Source organism: Microcoleus sp. Pol12B3, assembly GCF_036701355.1.
In the GTDB taxonomy this organism is placed as follows: domain Bacteria; phylum Cyanobacteriota; class Cyanobacteriia; order Cyanobacteriales; family Microcoleaceae; genus Microcoleus.
On record NZ_JAUBQS010000088.1, the window covers coordinates 1 to 17,815 of the forward strand.

At 47.1% G+C, this 17,815-nt stretch carries 15 protein-coding genes and 1 pseudogene; 11 read left to right on the forward strand and 5 right to left on the reverse strand.

Features of this window, described 5'->3' with window-relative positions; all coding sequences use genetic code 11:
• The 4 genes from QUA53_RS26520 to QUA53_RS26535 form a co-directional block, all read left to right on the forward strand.
• Nucleotides 1-1,019: ABC transporter permease subunit (locus QUA53_RS26520; protein WP_333249198.1), on the forward strand; the 1,019-nt coding region annotated here is incomplete at its 5' end.
• A 10-nt stretch (nt 1,020-1,029) separates the two neighbouring features.
• The gene (locus QUA53_RS26525; protein ID WP_333249200.1) at nt 1,030-2,040 is read left to right on the forward strand and encodes a hypothetical protein; all 1,011 of its coding nucleotides are present in this window, start codon (nt 1,030-1,032) and stop codon (nt 2,038-2,040) included.
• A gap of 422 nt (nt 2,041-2,462) precedes the next feature.
• On the forward strand, nt 2,463-2,708 hold the full coding sequence (locus tag QUA53_RS26530; protein WP_333097422.1) for a hypothetical protein: 246 nt from the start codon (nt 2,463-2,465) through the stop codon (nt 2,706-2,708).
• Nucleotides 2,709-3,002, forward strand: coding sequence for a hypothetical protein (locus tag QUA53_RS26535; protein WP_333249204.1), 294 nt, complete (start codon nt 2,709-2,711; stop codon nt 3,000-3,002). It abuts the gene before it with no gap.
• On the opposite strand, the pseudogene QUA53_RS26540 reads toward QUA53_RS26535, so the two are convergent.
• The 3 genes and pseudogenes from QUA53_RS26540 to QUA53_RS26550 form a co-directional block, all read right to left on the reverse strand.
• A pseudogene (locus QUA53_RS26540) lies at nt 2,942-3,700 on the reverse strand (two-partner secretion domain-containing protein); the annotation flags it as partial. The gene QUA53_RS26535 and the pseudogene QUA53_RS26540 overlap by 61 nt on opposite strands.
• 842 nt (nt 3,701-4,542) lie before the next feature.
• Entirely contained in the window at nt 4,543-6,297 is a 1,755-nt protein-coding gene (locus QUA53_RS26545) for a DUF3352 domain-containing protein (protein WP_333097424.1), read from the reverse strand.
• 240 nt (nt 6,298-6,537) lie between these two features.
• Entirely contained in the window at nt 6,538-7,629 is a 1,092-nt protein-coding gene (locus QUA53_RS26550) for a hypothetical protein (RefSeq protein WP_333097425.1), read from the reverse strand.
• 213 nt (nt 7,630-7,842) lie between these two features.
• Here QUA53_RS26550 and QUA53_RS26555 point away from each other — a divergent pair, with 213 nt between their 5' ends.
• The 3 genes from QUA53_RS26555 to QUA53_RS26565 all read left to right on the forward strand — a co-directional run bounded on the left by QUA53_RS26555 (nt 7,843) and on the right by QUA53_RS26565 (nt 11,507).
• A complete protein-coding gene (locus tag QUA53_RS26555; protein WP_333097427.1) occupies nt 7,843-9,081 on the forward strand; it encodes an LL-diaminopimelate aminotransferase in 1,239 nt (412 codons plus the stop codon).
• Between the two features lie 255 nt (nt 9,082-9,336).
• Nucleotides 9,337-10,536, forward strand: coding sequence for an AAA family ATPase (locus tag QUA53_RS26560; RefSeq protein WP_333097429.1), 1,200 nt, complete (start codon nt 9,337-9,339; stop codon nt 10,534-10,536).
• Nucleotides 10,537-10,619: 83 nt separating this feature from the next.
• Nucleotides 10,620-11,507, forward strand: coding sequence for a hypothetical protein (locus QUA53_RS26565; protein WP_333097431.1), 888 nt, complete (start codon nt 10,620-10,622; stop codon nt 11,505-11,507).
• A gap of 34 nt (nt 11,508-11,541) precedes the next feature.
• On the opposite strand, the gene QUA53_RS26570 is transcribed toward QUA53_RS26565, so the two are convergent.
• Nucleotides 11,542-11,784, reverse strand: coding sequence for a helix-turn-helix domain-containing protein (locus QUA53_RS26570; RefSeq protein ID WP_006633060.1), 243 nt, complete (start codon nt 11,782-11,784; stop codon nt 11,542-11,544).
• A 215-nt stretch (nt 11,785-11,999) separates the two neighbouring features.
• Between QUA53_RS26570 and QUA53_RS26575 the strand changes: the two genes are divergently transcribed.
• Both QUA53_RS26575 and QUA53_RS26580 read left to right on the forward strand, forming a co-directional pair.
• Nucleotides 12,000-12,263, forward strand: coding sequence for a hypothetical protein (locus tag QUA53_RS26575; RefSeq protein ID WP_172186722.1), 264 nt, complete (start codon nt 12,000-12,002; stop codon nt 12,261-12,263).
• 166 nt (nt 12,264-12,429) lie between these two features.
• The gene (locus tag QUA53_RS26580; RefSeq protein WP_333097433.1) at nt 12,430-13,071 is read left to right on the forward strand and encodes a Uma2 family endonuclease; all 642 of its coding nucleotides are present in this window, start codon (nt 12,430-12,432) and stop codon (nt 13,069-13,071) included.
• A gap of 44 nt (nt 13,072-13,115) precedes the next feature.
• On the opposite strand, the gene cofH is transcribed toward QUA53_RS26580, so the two are convergent.
• Nucleotides 13,116-14,261, reverse strand: a complete 1,146-nt coding sequence (gene cofH / locus QUA53_RS26585; RefSeq protein ID WP_333097435.1) for a 7,8-didemethyl-8-hydroxy-5-deazariboflavin synthase subunit CofH — start codon at nt 14,259-14,261, stop codon at nt 13,116-13,118.
• A gap of 137 nt (nt 14,262-14,398) precedes the next feature.
• On the opposite strand from cofH, the gene QUA53_RS26590 reads away from it, so the two are divergent.
• Complete coding sequence (locus tag QUA53_RS26590) at nt 14,399-15,619, forward strand: glycosyltransferase (RefSeq protein WP_445243227.1); 1,221 nt, start codon at nt 14,399-14,401, stop codon at nt 15,617-15,619.
• A 102-nt stretch (nt 15,620-15,721) separates the two neighbouring features.
• Nucleotides 15,722-17,503 carry a glycosyltransferase family 39 protein gene (locus tag QUA53_RS26595; protein ID WP_333097437.1) on the forward strand — a complete coding sequence of 594 codons (1,782 nt, stop codon included), beginning with the start codon at nt 15,722-15,724 and terminating at the stop codon, nt 17,501-17,503.
• Nucleotides 17,504-17,815: the final 312 nt, after the last annotated feature.

The window sequence follows — 17,815 nt, forward strand, 5'->3', positions numbered from 1 at the left end:
TCACAGGATTGGCCACTATGTTCCGCCTGCTCCTCACCCGGCTCGCCCAGATCCCGATCGTCATCGTCGTGGTGAGCTTCATCGTCTTCATCTTCCTCAATGCGAGCGGCGATCCTGTGCGCATGTTGCTGCCGATCGAGGCATCGGCCGAGGATGTGGAGCGCATGCGCATGGCGCTCGGCCTCGACCGGCCTTTGCTGGTGCGCTACGGCGAATTCCTGCTGAACGCGCTGCGCGGCGATTTCGGCGTGTCGTTCGCGTCCAAACGCCCGGTGGCCCAAGAGTTCTTCGCCCGCTTCCCGGCCACGGTCGAACTGTCGCTGTGCGCCATGTTCATCGCCACCATCATCGGCATTCCGGCGGGCATTCTCGCCGCGGTCAAACGCGGCAGCTGGCTCGACCAGGCCACCATGGGCACGGCGCTTGTCGGCTACTCGATGCCCATCTTCTGGTGGGGCATGCTCCTCATCATACTGTTCTCCGGCATGCTGCATTGGACCCCCGTTTCAGGCCGCATAGCGCTCAATTACTTCTTCCAACCCGTCACCGGATTTATGCTGATCGACAGCCTGCTCTCTGGCCAGAAGGGCGCGTTCCTGTCGGCGCTGCACTACCTGATCCTGCCCACCGTGGTGCTCGCTACGATTCCGCTTGCCGTCATTGCGCGACAGACCCGCTCGGCGATGCTCGAGGTCCTAGGCGAGGACTATGTCCGCACCGCCAAGGCCAAGGGCATGAATCCGCGCCGGGTGATTGGTGTCCACGCGCTGCGCAACGCGCTCATTCCGGTCATCACCACCATCGGCCTGCAGGTTGGGCTGCTGATGGCCGGTGCCATCCTCACCGAAACGATCTTCTCCTGGCCGGGTATCGGCAAGTGGATGATCGAGGCGGTGAACAAGCGCGACTATTTTGTAGTGCAGTCGGGCCTGCTGCTCATCGCCCTCATCATCATGGCGGTAAACCTTATCGTTGACGTGCTCTATGCGGTGATCAATCCGCGCATCCGGCACAACTGAGGAGCGCGCCATGTCCGTCACTCCTGCCACCCCGGTCACCCCCCCGCGCGCCATCTCGGGCCTCCGCGAATTCTGGTACTATTTCAGTCAGAACACCGGCGCCGTCATCGGCTTCGTGATCTTCGTCCTGCTGGTCCTGATCGCGATCACGTCGCCTTGGATCGCGCCGCATGATCCGGCCAAGATCTATAATGGCTTCTTCCTCGTGCCCCCAGCCTGGCAGGAGGGCGGCGACGTCCGCTTCATCTTCGGCACCGACGCGATCGGTCGCGACATCCTCTCTCGTCTGATGCACGGCGCCCGCTACTCGCTGCTCATTGGCGCGGTCGTGGTGGCGATCTCGCTCACCGGCGGCATCATCCTGGGGCTGCTGGCCGGCTATTTCCGCGGCTGGGTCGACACGCTGATCATGCGTGTGATGGATATCATCCTCGCCTTCCCGTCGCTCCTGCTGGCGCTGGTGATGGTGATGGTTCAGGTGCTGGCGCGGGCGCTGGTGCTGGTGATGGTGATGGTTCAGGTGCTGGCGCTGGCGCTGGCGCTGGTGATGGTTCAGGTGCTGGCGCTGGTTCAGGTGCTGGCGCTGGTTCAGGTGCTGGCGCTGGCGCTGGCGCTGGTGATGGTGCTGGCGCTGGTGCTGGAGTTGGTAGGGATGCTTGTGGGGGAGTCGGCGCAGGTGCTGGCGCGGGCGCAGGTGCTGGCGCAGGTGCTGGCGCTGGTGCTGGCGCTGGTGCTGGCGCTGGTGCTGGCGCTGGTGTCGGTGCTGGCGCTGGCGCTGGTGTCGGTGCTGGTGTTGGTGCTGGCGCAGGTGCTGGCGCTGGTGTCGGTGCTGGCGCTGGCGCTGGTGTCGGTGCTGGTGTTGGCGCTGGTGTCGGTGCTGGCGCTGGTGCTGGCGCAGGTGCTGGCGCAGGTGCTGGCGCAGGTGCTGGTGCTGGCGCAGGTGCTGGCGCAGGTGCTGGCGCAGGTGCTGGTGCTGGTGTTGGTGCTGGTGTCGGTGCTGGCGATACTGAAGAAGCCGTAATGTTAATTTGGGTCGGCTGTACTATCTGAGGGTCGGGGCTGAAATAACTTCCCTGTGTAATCACATTTTCCTTCTTTGGACCCCCAGTGGCAATGCTGCCAGCAGTACCGTTGAGTCTGTTATAGTCTGGCCCGACGGCGAAAGGAGTGTTCGAGGCTTCGCCACCGTGGCGAATGGTGATATCTCCACCATTGGCGCTACCAGTCGTGGATGCGGAAATGCTGCAAGCTTGCGACAAGCAGTTGTTATCGTTTGTGAAAGTGCCTGTAGCTCGGAAATTACCGCCGGCTGTAATGTCAATCTCTCCTCCGCCTGTTCGGCCTTCGGTGTTGATATGGGTTACTTCGATATCGTTGCGGGCGTTGAGAGTGACTGCGCCTCCTTGTTTTTCTTCGGAGTTGGCGTCTATGAACCCTGTTTGAATGCTGCTTGAGGGTGCTGCAATACTAACGTCTCCGGCGTTGCTGGTTTTGTCGATCGACCCTGCGTTGATATTGCCTGTTTCTACTTTTCCTGTACGGCTGGTGACGGTGATGTTGCCGCCTGCGGTGGTGTCGGAGTGGGAGTCGAGATCCGCAGTGCTAATGTCTCCACTAGCTTCTAGGGCGATTGGGCCACCTTGGGAAGTTGTCAGGTTTCCGCTGACTCCAATGCTGTTGGCTGCTTGAATGTCGATCGCCCGAGCGTTTCCATCTTTTAGTGCAACGTCCCCCGCCGCTACGGCTCGGTTAGACGCCGTGAGTACCACTTCACCGCTGGCATTGACGCTGATGCCTGTGGCGTTTGTTTCACCGATGCCTGTGAGCAGTTCGGGCAAGGATGCGATCGAGAATGTCGAAGCTGTGCTGGATGTTTCTGTGCTGCTGGTCGCTGAGGGCGGCTCGATTTCCAAACTCAGCAAATTGCCTCGCTGGCTGACGCGCACTAAATTTGTCCCGGAGACTGATGCTACGGTGATTTGACCGTCTGGGGCAGAAAGGCTGCCTGTGCTGACAACGGTACCGCCGAGCAAGGTTAAGTTCTGTCCTGACTTGACTGCTAAGTCTGCCGTGCTGATAATTGCCCCTGCCCGATCGGCCCCAAAAGAAAAGGAATTGGGCGCGCCTGTCAGAGATGTGTAAGTGCTACTACCGACAGCGTTAAACGAGTTAGAACCAAATCCAATAGCGGTGGCGGTGGTTGCGGTGAAAGAAGCCGGCACGTTTAAGCTGGCACTGTTGCCAAATATGATGCCGGATGGATTCATTAGAAACAAGTTAGAATTGCCGCCGGTTACTTGAATTAAGCCGTTAATAATCGAGGGGTTGCCGCCGCCTATGCCCGCTAAAATGTTGCGAATGTTGGGGTTTGATATAAAGTTGGCAATCTGATTTTCCGACAAGCCGAATTCTGTAAAGCTGTGGAAGAGATTTTGTCGATCGCTCGATAATTGTCCGCCTTCAATATCGAAGCGAGTTTGCTGCCCAGGAGTTCCGTTTTGGGCTGCCGGAGTGACGGTAGTGCCCGTTGCCTCCGCCGCTGGAACAATTGTTTGAGCTTCGGCTTTTGCTTGCAAAAAGTAAAGGTTTATTAAGATAATTGGCAGAGAAACTGCCAGTTTGCTTATTCTTTTTTTGGACAGCAATTTTGCCTTTATTTGAATATTTTTTGCGGTTTCCATAGGTTTTTAAAGGTAAAATATATACACAAAAATTAGGTAAAGAAACCTAGTTTCTCTGAAAAATTGGAGTTAAAGGCTGTATATTTATGAAGCTACCGGGTTTCGGACTGCAAGTGCGTTCCAGACTGACTTTCCCGACTCACTGAGGAAAATTTCCCTGTAAAATTTGCCTCTGCATTTGCAATTCCCCGAGCGTATCTTCTCCCCAATCTCAATATAACTCGCAATGCCTAGAAGCTGTATCTTCCGGATGACATATAAAAAAAGCTGGCTTTCCTAGACGCACTCGGACCCCTAGAAACCGTTTTTTTTACATTAGTGAGAGTTTGAAGGAAGTATGGCCCTTTAAAAAATCTGCTTCTGCGCCCAGAACTGACCGGGAAAAATCCACGTAAAAATTTTTTCTTTTCCTTTTATAACAAAGAACAAAAAAAGCCGGCTCTACAATTGCCGACCGTTAAAATTATGACAAAAATAAGAAGTCCTGGACGCAAAGCGTATATAAAGTGTAGGGTGCCTCAGAAACGGTCGATTGCTTCTTCATTCCTGGACGCAGAAACCCTTTTTTTTTACGAAAACACTTAGTTGCAGTCCAAGGCTTAAAAAACTCGGTTTCTTTGGTAGTCCTAGACGCAAGGCTGCATAGAAACCGGGTTTGTTAACGAAAATAATTAGTTGCAGCCTGCAGAAACGATAAAAAAACCCGGTTTCTTTAGTATTTATCCGTAAGTCCTGTCCTTGCTTCTTGCTTGTTCTTTCTGGCGGCTGCCTTTCGGTTTTAATCTGTCGCCCTGTTGGTATTTAAGGGGGTGTGCAGGCGGATTTGTGGAAGGATTTAAGAGTTAATTGGGTGAAGTTTGGACAGTGGGCGAGGGACTGGGTGAAGCAGGGCGCGGTGAAGCAGGCCGCTGTGAAGGAGTTGCAGAAGGAGTGGATTGGGTGGATTTTTTGAGACCGACAAAAAAGTCATAACGGGTGGTACGATCGCCAATGACGGCCGCTGTAACGCCGATCGACCGCGTGGCATCAATCCACATTGTTTGGCTGGGAGGAAACTCCGGTAAAGCTAGGTTTTTGGGGTTAAACGCACTCTCGGTGTCGATGAAGAAATTCCCGTTGTGGGGTTTAAGTTGCGATCGTACAGTTTTCTGGAACAGTTCGCTGCTTAAAAGCGGACTTTTCGGTGCCGGAACGATTGTATCAACCACTGGAGCTCCTACTGTCATAAACGCTACATCGTTCATCCAACCGCGAGTTACCGTAATCCCTCCAAACGGCGATGTCCATTTAATCGCCGGTTTGCCGCCGACTTGAATTTCCTCCACTCTAAACCCTTTCATTTTCATCGTTTCATCAAGCTGTTTCAGGGATTTGTCGGCTGCGCCCCGGTTGTTTGTTTCCACCATAAATACAAATCCGGCAGCAAATTTGTCTCTGGGATTCTGCGGGGGGGCTGGTATTAATGATAGAGAAAATTCTCCCGCCATCCAGTTCATCAAGTCTTTATCTAAATCCAGGCCGGTAGTGGATTTTAAACCTGTGCGTAAAACTTGGGGATTAATCGGGGCAATCGGGTTGGCATCGGCTCCCAATACGTAGTCTTGCCACAAACGCTGCAAGTTGCCGCCGGATACCATCATTATTGTATTGCTTGGCAGGCGGTTAGCCATTTTTAGAGCATTGTTTTCTACTGCTATCCTTCTGGTAGAATCTGGTTTCAGCCAAGAGACTGATTTGAATTCAATTCCTTCTGCGTCCAGCGTCGCTGTGGTGGCAAATCCTTGATTTTGTTGCAGTTTTTCGAGGCTTTCTGGCGAAATTTCACGGGCTGAGTTGGCGGCGGCATAGGCGGCGGCAACGGGCATATTGACGTAGATTTGACCGAAGGCGCCCGGACTTTTTATTTTGTCTATGGCGTCTGCATAGCCAGGGGTTTTGGCGAGGGAAGGTTCGCCTTTGTAGGTGTCGATTATTCTGTCTGTAGCGCTAGAATCTGTGGTGACTGCTAGATAGCTTGTGCCGAGTACCGCGACTGAGAAATTGCGATCGGGTACGCCTTGAGTTTCTGTGACTTGGACACCTTTATAATTACGCTCAACTATTTTTCCTTGGCTGAGAGGCCTGGGTTTTGTTAATAATTCTTTGGCTTTGATCGGGTTGGCAATTGGCAAAATAATTGCCACTGACTGTTGAATTGGCGGAGATGGGGGCGTGTTGGGTGCCGGCGAGGGGGCTGGTATAGCTATTTTGTTGCGGAGAAAGGCTACCATTGCGGTGTTACCCACCCAGGGTTGAATGTCTTGCTGGTAGGCGTAGCCGTTGCTTGTGAGAAGGCGATCGCGCATTTCGCTTAAAAACCTCTCAAACGAAGCTTTTGACTCCGGCGTGCCAAACTCTCGCAGTCTATTCCACTGCGATTCATCGGTGCTGAGGGATAGGGCCATCATCGTATCTTGCGGGACAACCGTTGCCCCCGCCGGCAAATCTTTGGCGGGCCCACGGGAAATGACGAGGTAGTAGGTGACAAAGCCTAAACCGATCAGAAGTGTGGCGGCTCCGATCGTAAACAGCAGGGAAGATTTATCTTTCTTAAACATTATTCGTAAGGTTCGGGTGCTCGCAACATGATAGATTATTTTCTTGACTCATGTAGCAGATACATTAGCAAATACATTTAACCGGGCAAATTTAGGAAACTCGCATTTACCCCTCCGAGAACAAGCAGAAAAACAGTCCTTACTTGCATCAGACAGTAGGTTAGGCTCGTGGAACGAAACCTAACACAAAAAATGTAGCAAGATTTTTGTGCCAGTTGGCCTTAGTCCTGATTAATCAAATCAGTTTCTGGCCTTAAAGTCTTTAAAGATAGTTTGAAACGAGTACATCAGTCGGTGGACATCGTTTGTGGCTCTCGGAAAAATGTTTAGTTCCCATTTTTTGCGAGCGGTAGTTAGCAGTTTGGCTACGGGTGGGGAGTAACTGTTAGAAATGAAATAGCTACCGCCTTCGTAGCGAATGTCTGACGCTAAGCCGATAAAAGCACCGGCCATTTCTAGTTTTAGTTCCGAGGTGCTGTGTTCGGATTTTACTGCTAAAATTACTTGCGAGTGTCGGGGTTCGCGGTTGAGCAAGCGGCAGATATTTGCTTCTTTTTGGGACAAGATTAAAACGTTGCAGTTGTGCAGAACTCCGGCTCTACCTTGAACTTTTACTCCTAGGTGAACTTCCAGGGCTGGTTTGTCGGGAAATTCCACAACAGCATGAGTATAGGGATGTGCAGTTCCGTGAATTTTTCCCGCTGTTTTTCTAAATGTTAAATATTTCGGTGTTTCGTCGTCTAAAACATTGTTGTAATAAATAGTACCGCCTTCATTAGCAACTGCTTTTAGCAGAATAGTGAAGAGGTAGGTGTCAAAAATTCTGGCTTGTTCTGCCGCTGTATTAAAATCGGGATCGATCGAGCTTTTTAATTTGCTTTTAATTTCGGAATTTATGGCGTAGTTGCTGGGCCCGGATGGCAGTTTTTCGAGCAAGTGCTTGAGGGCGATCGCCTGTTTGTGACGGGGGGCTGTGACGCTGGAGGTAAACTCGATTGTTTTGGCAGTTTCGGCACCGGAATTGGCAAAGGTAATTTTTGTGCCGAGGGGAGAGGTTTCTGATTCTACTTTCAAGAAATAAGCAATTTCGTCTTCCATTTCGGAAGTGTTCACCGTCGCTTGTTCGACAGCATTAATTAACAGCAAAAGTTGTTCTTTTGCGGTATAATCTTCTATCTTGAGTAGAGGTGTTTTTCTTTTGAGAGATCGCTCTTCTATTACTTTGCCTATCTCTACAGTATCCGCTACTTGTTGAACTACCCAACCCAAATTAAACTCATCCAGAATTGCCGCCAGTTCTTGATAGAGTTTGGCGTACTCGATCTCGTCCATAATTGTTTCTGCGATGCCTACTATTCTGATTATACAAGCAGATTTGATTTTTTGGTCAAGTACCCTGCCGATTTTAGGTTTTAAATTTTAGGATGACTCTCACGGATGAATCCTAGGGCTTTTCGGTCAACAGTCAACAGTTAGCAGTCAACAGTCAACAGTCAACTGCCAATTAGCAGTAAGCTATTCTACGACATTTGTAGCGATCGAACTATGGCAACTATCAACGACAACTACCTCAAACTCAAAGCCGGCTACCTGTTTCCCGAAATTGGGCGCAGGGTGAAAGCCTATGCGGAGGCGAATCCCGAAGCGCCCATCATCCGGCTGGGGATTGGCGACGTAACGGAACCGCTACCGGCTGCTTGTCGGGAGGCGATGGTGAAGGCGGTGGAAGACATGGGTTCGCGGGATACCTTTAAAGGATACGGCCCGGAACAAGGTTACGAGTGGCTGCGGGAGAAAATTGCCGAGCACGATTTTAAGTCGCGGGGATGCCATGTTGATGCTTCGGAAATCTTTATTTCTGATGGTTCTAAGTGCGATTGTGGCAATATTCTCGATATCTTTGGCAACAATAATACGATCGCAGTTACCGATCCAGTTTATCCGGTGTATGTAGACACTAACGTGATGGCTGGACACACGGGAGATGCGAACGAAAATGGCGAATACGGCGGCTTAGTTTACCTGCCAATTACAGCGGAAAACAATTTTACTGCGGAAATTCCCACCGACAAAAAAGTCGATTTAATTTACTTGTGTTTTCCGAATAACCCGACCGGGGCAACTGCAACTAAGGAACACTTGCAAGCTTGGGTAAATTATGCTAAAGCTAACGGTTCGATTATTTTCTTCGATGCGGCTTACGAAGCGTATATTACCGATCCGAGTTTACCGCATTCTATCTACGAAATTGAAGGGGCGCGCGATTGTGCGATCGAATTTCGTTCTTTTTCCAAAAATGCTGGTTTTACGGGTACTCGCTGTGCGCTGACAGTTGTACCGAAGACTTTGACTGGAAAAGCAGCAGATGGTTCCGATGTCGAAATTTGGAAGCTGTGGAACCGCCGCCAATCTACTAAGTTTAACGGAGTTTCTTACATCGTGCAGCGCGGTGCTGAGGCGGTTTATTCAGAGGCTGGCAAGGCACAGATTCAGGCTTTAGTCAATTTTTACATGGAAAATGCTGCGATTATTCGCGAGAAATTGACAGCGGCGGGAATCGAGGTTTTTGGTGGCAAAAATGCACCTTATGTGTGGGTGAAAACGCCTCACGGTTTGTCGAGTTGGGATTTCTTTCAGAAGTTGCTGGAAACTTGCAATGTGGTGGGAACACCCGGTTCTGGTTTTGGTGCGGCGGGTGAGGGTTATTTCCGCATTTCGGCGTTTAATAGTCGGGAGAATGTGGAAGAAGCGATGAGACGGATTGTGGAGAAGTTTAAGGTTTAATCTCATCTCCTGCTTAAACCGAAAGGCCGCCAGGGCGCCAGGGAATGAATTCCCTGGCTAATAGCGAAAGTCCTCTGAAGAGGACTGAAAAACTCATTAGTCCTCTTCAGAGGACTTTCGCTTTGAGACAGGGGTTTCAACCCCTGGCGGACTGCCGGACTCAGCGAAAGAGCATTAATTTAATGTGTTGTGGAACAGGCCGGAAAGCCTGTTCATGAAAATAGTAAAAGATGTGAGTTATAATCTAAAATGATTGTGGCTCAGCGTTTCAATAAAAAATGCAACCCAACACTAGGAGTTCTTATGCACTTGTTACGAGTTCAAGTTCCTGATTTTCGCGGTTTAAAAGATATTGACATCACTTTTGAAAAGGATTTTGTTCCTAAGATTTTTCCGCTGGGGAGTCAAAATGGCGGCGGTAAAAGTACGCTGTTGCAGTTAATTTTTGTATTGCTGCACTGTTCTGTTGATGACGAGAAAAAACCGTTTATACAGAATCTGCTTCAGGGATTTAAAATTTTGACCGGAGAAGAAAAATTTTTAGCAATCATTTATATTTTGGATGGAAAAAAAATTGTCATACTTGAATTTTATTGTAAAAGTTTTTTTGCAGAAAATTATATAGCTAAGCCTGATTTTATAACTGACAAAAATAATATCATAGATATATGTCATATTGAAAAGGTTAAAGAAGAAATAGATAACGATGATATAACAACCCTAAGATTTACAGAGTCAAAATTAATTACAGAGTTAAAATGTCGTTTTAACCATCAAAGCCAGGAGCCAGCAAAATCATTCCTAGAGAAGATATCGCATAAAATTTTTCTAGCAGCTCCTGCAACACAGGTTTTTTTATTTCTCCCGCAAAAGTCTAGGGAACTATTATTTAAAAAATCCAGTAGCGGAGACAATAATTATTATGGTAGACTCGAATCAGCACGATCTGAATTACAAGGCTTGTTTACCTATGACTTTCTTGCGGTAGAGCTACTTATTGAATCTTTTAAAGCTGCTGCCGAGCGCGATTTGAAAGAAATGATAAAAACAGGTAGCTACGGCAATAACTATCAAACTCTAATTAACGACTTAAATCTGCTGTTGGGAAATAAAAGGATAAATTTAGATGAAGATTTTGCTGGTGTCAACTTTCACTTGGATAATAATGGTGAAACTATAGAACTATATCCAGAAGATTTAAGTCACGGCGAACTCAAAAGACTTAGTATTTATATATGGCTCAAGTCCCGCAACATAGAAGATGCTATTGTTTTGATGGATGAAGTTGAAATTGCTTTTCATCCCGATTGGCAATATCAAATTATATCAGACCTCCAAGAGTGGGGGCCCAGCAATCAATATATTCTGGCAACTCATTCCTACGCATTGTGTGAAGCTCTGACACCAGCTCACGTTAAAGAAATTGAGCCAAAACTGATCAAACAAGAATCCTAATACTAGAAATGAGTCTGAATCCAGAACAGCTAGAAGAACACTGCAAAATAATTCTTAAATCTGCCAGAATTAAGAAAAAAATTGTGGTGCTATGCGAAGGCCCTATTCCCGATATCGAGGGTACACGATCGCCTCAAGCTTATAAAAAAATGGAGGAAATGCCGGATGCCAACTTTTATAAGGCTTGCGTTCCGAGATGGTGGAGAGAAAAGCTGCCACAATTTTTCAACTGTGGCGATCGCGCAAGTGTAATAAATACTTATTTGAAGCTTTTAAAATTACACCAACAGGATACCCGTAACTCGTATTTAGAGCCCGATCGACTTTTTGCAATGATAGATTTGGACTTGCACCTGCAAAAGATTGATGATTACCCTTTTCCCGATACAGAAGCAATTTTTTGCGATCTTTACGAAAAATCGGAGGTGCGATCGCAAAATGCAGCACTACACCGGATATGGATTACAGGTTTGATTCATAAAGAAGCATATTTTATCACACCTGAGCTTCAATCAATATTTGATGATTATCCTCATCCTCCCATGTATCAGAATAATCCTGTTCAACTGAATAGTATTTATATGGATATGGCTGATAAAATTAGTAGCGATCCTGACTTGAAGAATAACCTTAACATACAGAGATCGCTCCAGCGCATAAATCATTGTTTAAATTGTACAGATTTAGATAAATTACAAGATTCATGGAAAACTGAGTTTAAAAATACGTCTGATGAAACACGGAAGCATCAGTTAATTAGGGCTTTGCTCACAATTAAAAAAGTTAAGAATGAGAAACAACCTGAGCATGATTATTGGGAAAAAATTAAGCCACCCGCTGACTGGAGTGGGAATGAGAAAGTATTTAGAGAGCAACTCTCGTTAGAAATTGGGAGATTTTATTCAGAGCAAAGTAGGGATGTTAAGTCTCATATTCCTTTTTTTTTCAAAACATTGTATGAGTTCGTTTAAATAAAACGCCTCAATAATTATAATATTCCATTTTCTATCCATCAGCATCGCTAGGAAAACCAAATTGGTCTGGTAATTCAGCAGAGGTAATTTGCAGAATCTCTAGCAACTTCTTGTATTGAACAGGCGTTAGCTTCGGTACCGATCGCCCCGATTCCCAGTTCCTTACCGTCGCTTCCGTAACGCCAAGTGCTTCTGCTAGCTGCTTTTGAGTCATAAACCGCTGAACTCTCAGTCGCATTAGGGGCGATCGCTCGGCTCTTTCTGAGATTTCCATAGGCTATTTGTTACTTTATGTTAAATAATGCACGGTTTTATTAAATACGTTGACGCATACCGTTATTTGATTTACGCTGATAGCAATAGAGATTAGACAGCACCAGCTAAGCCACTTGTGCTGTAGGGGAATTGCTGTCTTTTCTTCAACTTGTTATTGTACGCGGTTTTACCGTTACAAAGCATCAAACCTATCCAAAATTATTAGTCAAAGCTATGTTGCAAGATTCATCATCGAACCAAACATCGCCCAATGTTTTAACCAACCAAACCTTTGAGGGCGATCGCGAAGCAGTCCGTCACGTCATCATCGGTTCGCCGCTGGGGGTACGCCGAACTATCCACCAACTGCACGCATTGCGCTACGAGGAAGCTGTTCGTTGGACTCATCCGATCGCCATTCCCGACAATCGCATCATTATTACACCCGATCAGGGAGAAATCATGAGTCTGTTAGTCAAATTAATCCGGCTGCAATGAAGTCATAAATGTGCGATCGATGTTTCTAGAATTGAGTCAAAAGTGCGATCGCGAATCTCTTCTCGTTGCCCGTGCTAAACTCAACAGATATATCCAAAAACTCTTGTCGGGTAGGCATCCTGCCTGCCCTGGGTACAACCTTAACAACTAGCTCGCAATTCAGCTTATGATTGTTATCACCCCCGTCCTCAAACCTGTTAGCCAGATCGAGCTTGCTCCCGGCAGTGTCGTAACTATTCCCAATATAACTTGGCTGGAATTTGAGTCGATTTTGCAGGAATTAGGGGAAAAGCGAAGAACCAGAATTGCCTACAGCAAGAGTACCTTAGAAATCATGGTTCCCTTACCCGAACACGAAAGACCGAAAGATTTAATTTCCGATATTGTAAAAATTTTACTCAAGTCAGCGGGCAGAAGATATGAACCCTTTGGTTCTACTACTTTCAAACGGGAAGGTGCAGCAGGAGTGGAACCTGATGCTTGCTTTTATATTCTAAATTATCAGCGGATGATTAATCGCCGCCGACTTTTACCGGACGATCCGCCGCCCGATTTGGCAATTGAGACGGATGTTACTTCTAAAACTAAGATCGATGCCTATAAAATTATTGGAGTTCCAGAAATCTGGGTTTACGACAGCGGCAGACTTCGCATTTATTTGCTGCAAGATGGAGAGTATTTAGAATCCGATAGTAGTCCGAATTTTTCGGGAATTGCGATCGCCCAACTGATTCCTGCTACAGTGGAACGTGCTTTGCAGGTAGGAAGTTGTCAAGCGCTAGAAGAATTTGAAAGTGCGATCGGCTAAACTCGTAGGAGACGTTACGCACTTCGCACTTCCCATCCAAAAGCTCACACACTTACTGCCAAATTGTCAACCCCTAAAGGTCGATAAATTGTATCTCTTTGCTGATAACTCCGCCCCAAAGAACGAATCGCATTTTGCAAATCTTCAACAGATTGACAACTGCCGCCAACCGCACCGGCCATCGTTGTAATGTGCTCTTCCATCAATGTACCGCCGATGTCATTGCAGCCCCATTTCAGCGCTTCTGTAGCTCCATCTAAACCTAATTTTACCCAACTGGGTTGGTGATTGGAAATCAAATTGCCTAAGAAGATTCTCGATACAGCGGTGAGTAACAAAGTATCTGCTAAAACTGGTTGGTCACGGCCGACTCGACTCCGCAGAGGTGCCGGTGCTTCCTGTCCGACAAATGGTAGTAAAATAAATTCTGTTATGCGTGCTGGATAGTTTTTGTCGATCGCAGTTTGTTGGAGCGATCGCACTTTTTCTAAATGCAAAACCTGCTGTTGGGCCGTCTCAATATGCCCGCAAAGCATCGTACTCGTTGTCGGCAAACCCAGACGGTGAGCAGTTCCCACAATTTCCAGCCAAGTAGCCGAATTTAGTTTTTCCGGGCAAATTACCCGTCGCACAGAATCGTCGAGAACTTCTGCAGCGGTTCCCGGCATCGAACCAACTCCCGCATCCTGCAAAGCCGAAATTACATAGCTGAAACTAAGATTATCTTCTCGGGCAATAAATTCTATTTCTTGAGGTGAAAAAGCGTGCAAGTGCAACTGAGGAAACTTATCCTTAATAGTTTTCACCAATTGCAGATAATAAGGCAAAGATGCGCCGTTCAGCTTAGCTTGAAGATTTAAGCCCCCCTGCATACAAATTTCCGTGGCACCCCGCTGCACTGCATCTGTTGCCTTTTCCTGAATTTGAGCTGCATCTAACCAAAAAGCGCCCTCATCTCCCTCGTCACGGCGGAATGCACAAAAACTGCAATGCTGCTCGCAAATATTGGTGAAGTTAATATTGCGGTTGATAACATAGGTGACAGTATCCCCTGATTGTCGGCGGCGGAGCAAATCAGCGGTTGTTTGAATAGAAGCTCGCGCGTCTGGGTCTCTTTGCTGCAAAAGGATCAAGGCCTCTGCGGAAGAGATGTTATAACCTTGTAAAGCTCGATCGAGAATTGCATCCACAGTTTTTTTGTTAGCTAAGCTACAGAATTGCTGCCTAGAATTAAGGCGTTTTTATATTTTAACGAATCAACTATAGAGGAACGATTTTCTAAAATCTCAAGTCTTACCAAACCATCCTTTATTTTCTGGACACTGAAATGATCGGAGTCAACCAAGTAAATCAGTTATTGCCAGTGCCGTCTGGGCCTTTGGAAATTCCTGCTGTAGAGACTTTCAATTCAAATTTTACAGACGCAGGCACACCGCCAATTTATTTTTCCCTGGTCATTCCCACCTACAACGAGTGCAAGAATGTCAAGAGTATTGTGGAAAAATTGAGCCTCTTGCTCGATGGCAGTATTCCCGGCAACTACGAATTAATTGTAGTTGATGACGACAGCCCCGATCGCACCTGGGAAGTTGCCCTGTCCCTGACACCGGAATATCCGCAATTGCGGGTAATGCGCCGGGAAGAGGAGCGGGGACTTTCCACAGCAGTAATTCGCGGGTGGCAGGCAGCTCGGGGCGAGGTTTTGGGCGTCATCGATGCCGACTTGCAGCATCCCCCGGAGACGCTGTTGCAGCTTTTAGCAGAAATTCAGCGGGGAGCAGATTTAGCTGCTGCGAGCCGTCACGTTGCCGAGGGCGGGGTGAGCGATTGGAGCGTTGTCAGGCGATTTTTATCGCGGGGCGCTCAAACTCTGGGGTTGGTGATCCTGCCGGGAGTCGTGGGCCGAGTTTCCGATCCTATGAGCGGGTATTTTATGGTGCGTCGCAGTTGCATAGCGGGCAAAACCATGAATCCTGCTGGTTACAAAATATTGATTGAAGTGCTCGGCAGGGGGGACATCCGCTGGATTGGAGAAGTTGGTTACGTGTTTCAGGAACGGCAAGAAGGCGAGAGCAAAGTTACTTGGAAACAGTATATTGAGTATTTGCGACATTTGCTTCGGTTGCGGTTTGCCCGCTGGCCGATGGGCAAGTTTCTGCGGTTTGGCATCGTGGGTTTCAGCGGCGTGTTTGTGAATATGGGGGTTTTGTACGTGCTGCGGGATATCCTCAATTGGGAACTGACTCGCAGTCTGATCGTTGCTGCTGAATTGGCAATTATCAGTAACTTTTTGTGGAATGATTTGTGGACTTTTGGCGATATTTCTAAGCGGCAGCCAGGAAAGCGCCAGCGATTGAAACGGCTGTTGAAATTTAATACGATTTGCTTGATGGGTTTGATTTTGAATGTGCTGCTGGTTAATTTGCTGTTTAATGTTTTTGGGATGAATGAATATTTGGCTAATTTAATTGCGATCGCGGCTGTGACTCTGTGGAACTTCTGGATTAATATGAAGTTGAGCTGGCGGGTAACGGAAGTAGATAGGTAATTGGTAATCGGTAATTGGTAATTAGTAATTGATCGTTGATAAAATGACTGATGACTAATGACTAATGGCTCTTCTTCCCTATGCCTTTGAATGACTGAATTAATGATCAAGAACAAACAACTGTTGTTGCTATTGCTGTGGACGGCGCTCGCCTTTATTTTGCGCTTTGCCAATTTGGACTCGAAACCGCTGTGGACGGACGAGTTTTCGACTCTAGTTTTTAGTTTGGGCAACAGTTTTCGAGGGGTGCCGCTCGATCGCGCGATCGACCTTTCTACATTATTACAACCGCTACAATTGCGTCCCAATGCTGGCATTGCAGATGTTCTAAACCATTTGCTGCTAGAAAGCAACCATCCACCAGTGTATTTTATGCTCGCCCACTGGTGGATGCGACTGTTTGGGCCGACTGAGGATAGTTTAGTTTGGATTGGGCGAGCTCTTCCTGCATTATTGGGCGTGATTTCAGTTCCTGCTATCTACTTTTTGGGCAAATTTACTTTTAGTTCTCGTTTAGTCGGTCAATGTGCTGCCGCGATGATGGCAGTTTCTCCCTACGGCATTTATCTCGCTCAAGAAGCTCGCCATTACACTTTAGGAATCTTATTAGTTGTTGCCTCTCTTTTTTGGTTGACATTAGCTGCCAAAAAGCTACAGCAGCGCGCTCCATTGCCTATTTGGGCGGTGCTGCTTTGGGTAGTGGTTAATTGTTTAGGAATTGCGGTTCACTACTTTTTTGCACTGACTTTGTGTGCGGAAGCAATAGCATTAATTGCAGTAATCTGGCAGCAGTTTAATGGAAAGTTGCCAATTGACAACAGCCAGCAGCCTAATATTTGGCAATTTCACATCCTCTGGCGGCTTTTCTCCGTAGCGATGGGTACTTTGGCTGGCGGTTTAGTTTGGCTGCCGGTATTTTTGTCAAATAAATACGGCAACGAACTAACTAATTGGATTGTCAGCGGCGATCGCACATTTTTAAATGTGATTAATCCGATTTTTCAAGCTTTAGCTGGATGGATCACTGTGATGTCTCTGCTGCCCGTTGAATCGCAAAATTTGGCAGTAGTAGTTGCATCGGCGATCGCAATGACAATATTTTTTATATTGGTGCTGCCCATCCTGTTTAGCGCTCTTAAAAATTCCTTAACAATGCCAGATACTCGTTTAGGTACTGTTATTTTCGGCGGATTTGTGCTAGGCTCAATTTTCCTATTTTTCAGCTTTGCATATATTCTAGGGATTGACCTAACTCGCGGGGCTCGATACAATTTCGTCTACTTTCCGGGGGTGATATTGCTTTTAGGAGCAACCTTGGCGGTTATTTTTAAGACACCTACAACAAAAAGTCAATGGTTTAATTTACCTGCTGTGAAAATTGCTGGCAAAAAAGCAGTCGTGCTAATTTTAGTAATGGGTTTTTTTAGCGGTGTCACAGTAAATTCCAATCTCGGCTACCGCAAATATTACAAACCCGACCTTTTAATTCCGGTTATCCGCGAATTCTCGAAAGTTCCCGTCCTAATTGCCACTACTCAAAAGACTCATGTAGAAATAGGAGAGTTGATGGGGATAGGGTGGGAATGGGAAAGAAGTTCGGCAATGGATTTTGTAGCGGGTGTAACGGATGTTAGGAAGAAAGAAGAAGTTAAAGCCTTTGATTCTCCGCTGTTTCTTTTGGCTAACCAGAGAAAGGATGGGGCGGAAATAGTGGCAGGGACACTTGACAAAACGCTCAGTCAATTAGAACGTCCGCTTGATTTGTGGCTGGTTAATTTTCGCGCACCTGTCAATCTAGAACCACAAAAATGTCAGCTTGAATCGCGCGAGTTGCCTGCGGTGGATGGGTATGAATATCAAGTTTATCACTGTTCTAGGTCATAGGTAGGTCTTAGGGGATGGCTCGGTCGATCGCACTTTCGATTAAAATAATTAAAATAAGTGCGTTAGCGAAGATTTCCGCAGGAATCGATCTTTCATTGCAGTACAAATTTTGCCGCAGAGGTAGCTCCTCAAAGTTTGAGTCACTCTCAGTATGCTCAACTTTCTGATTGAATTAAATCGCCTGCAGGTGGATGTCATTTGATAGCTTTGTCAGCGGTCAGAATATTAATGACTCGGGTGCATCTCACTTTTGCAAATATATGAAAAAGGGCTAAAATGAAAAAGCTAGTAAAAATGTGAAAAAAGATGAGG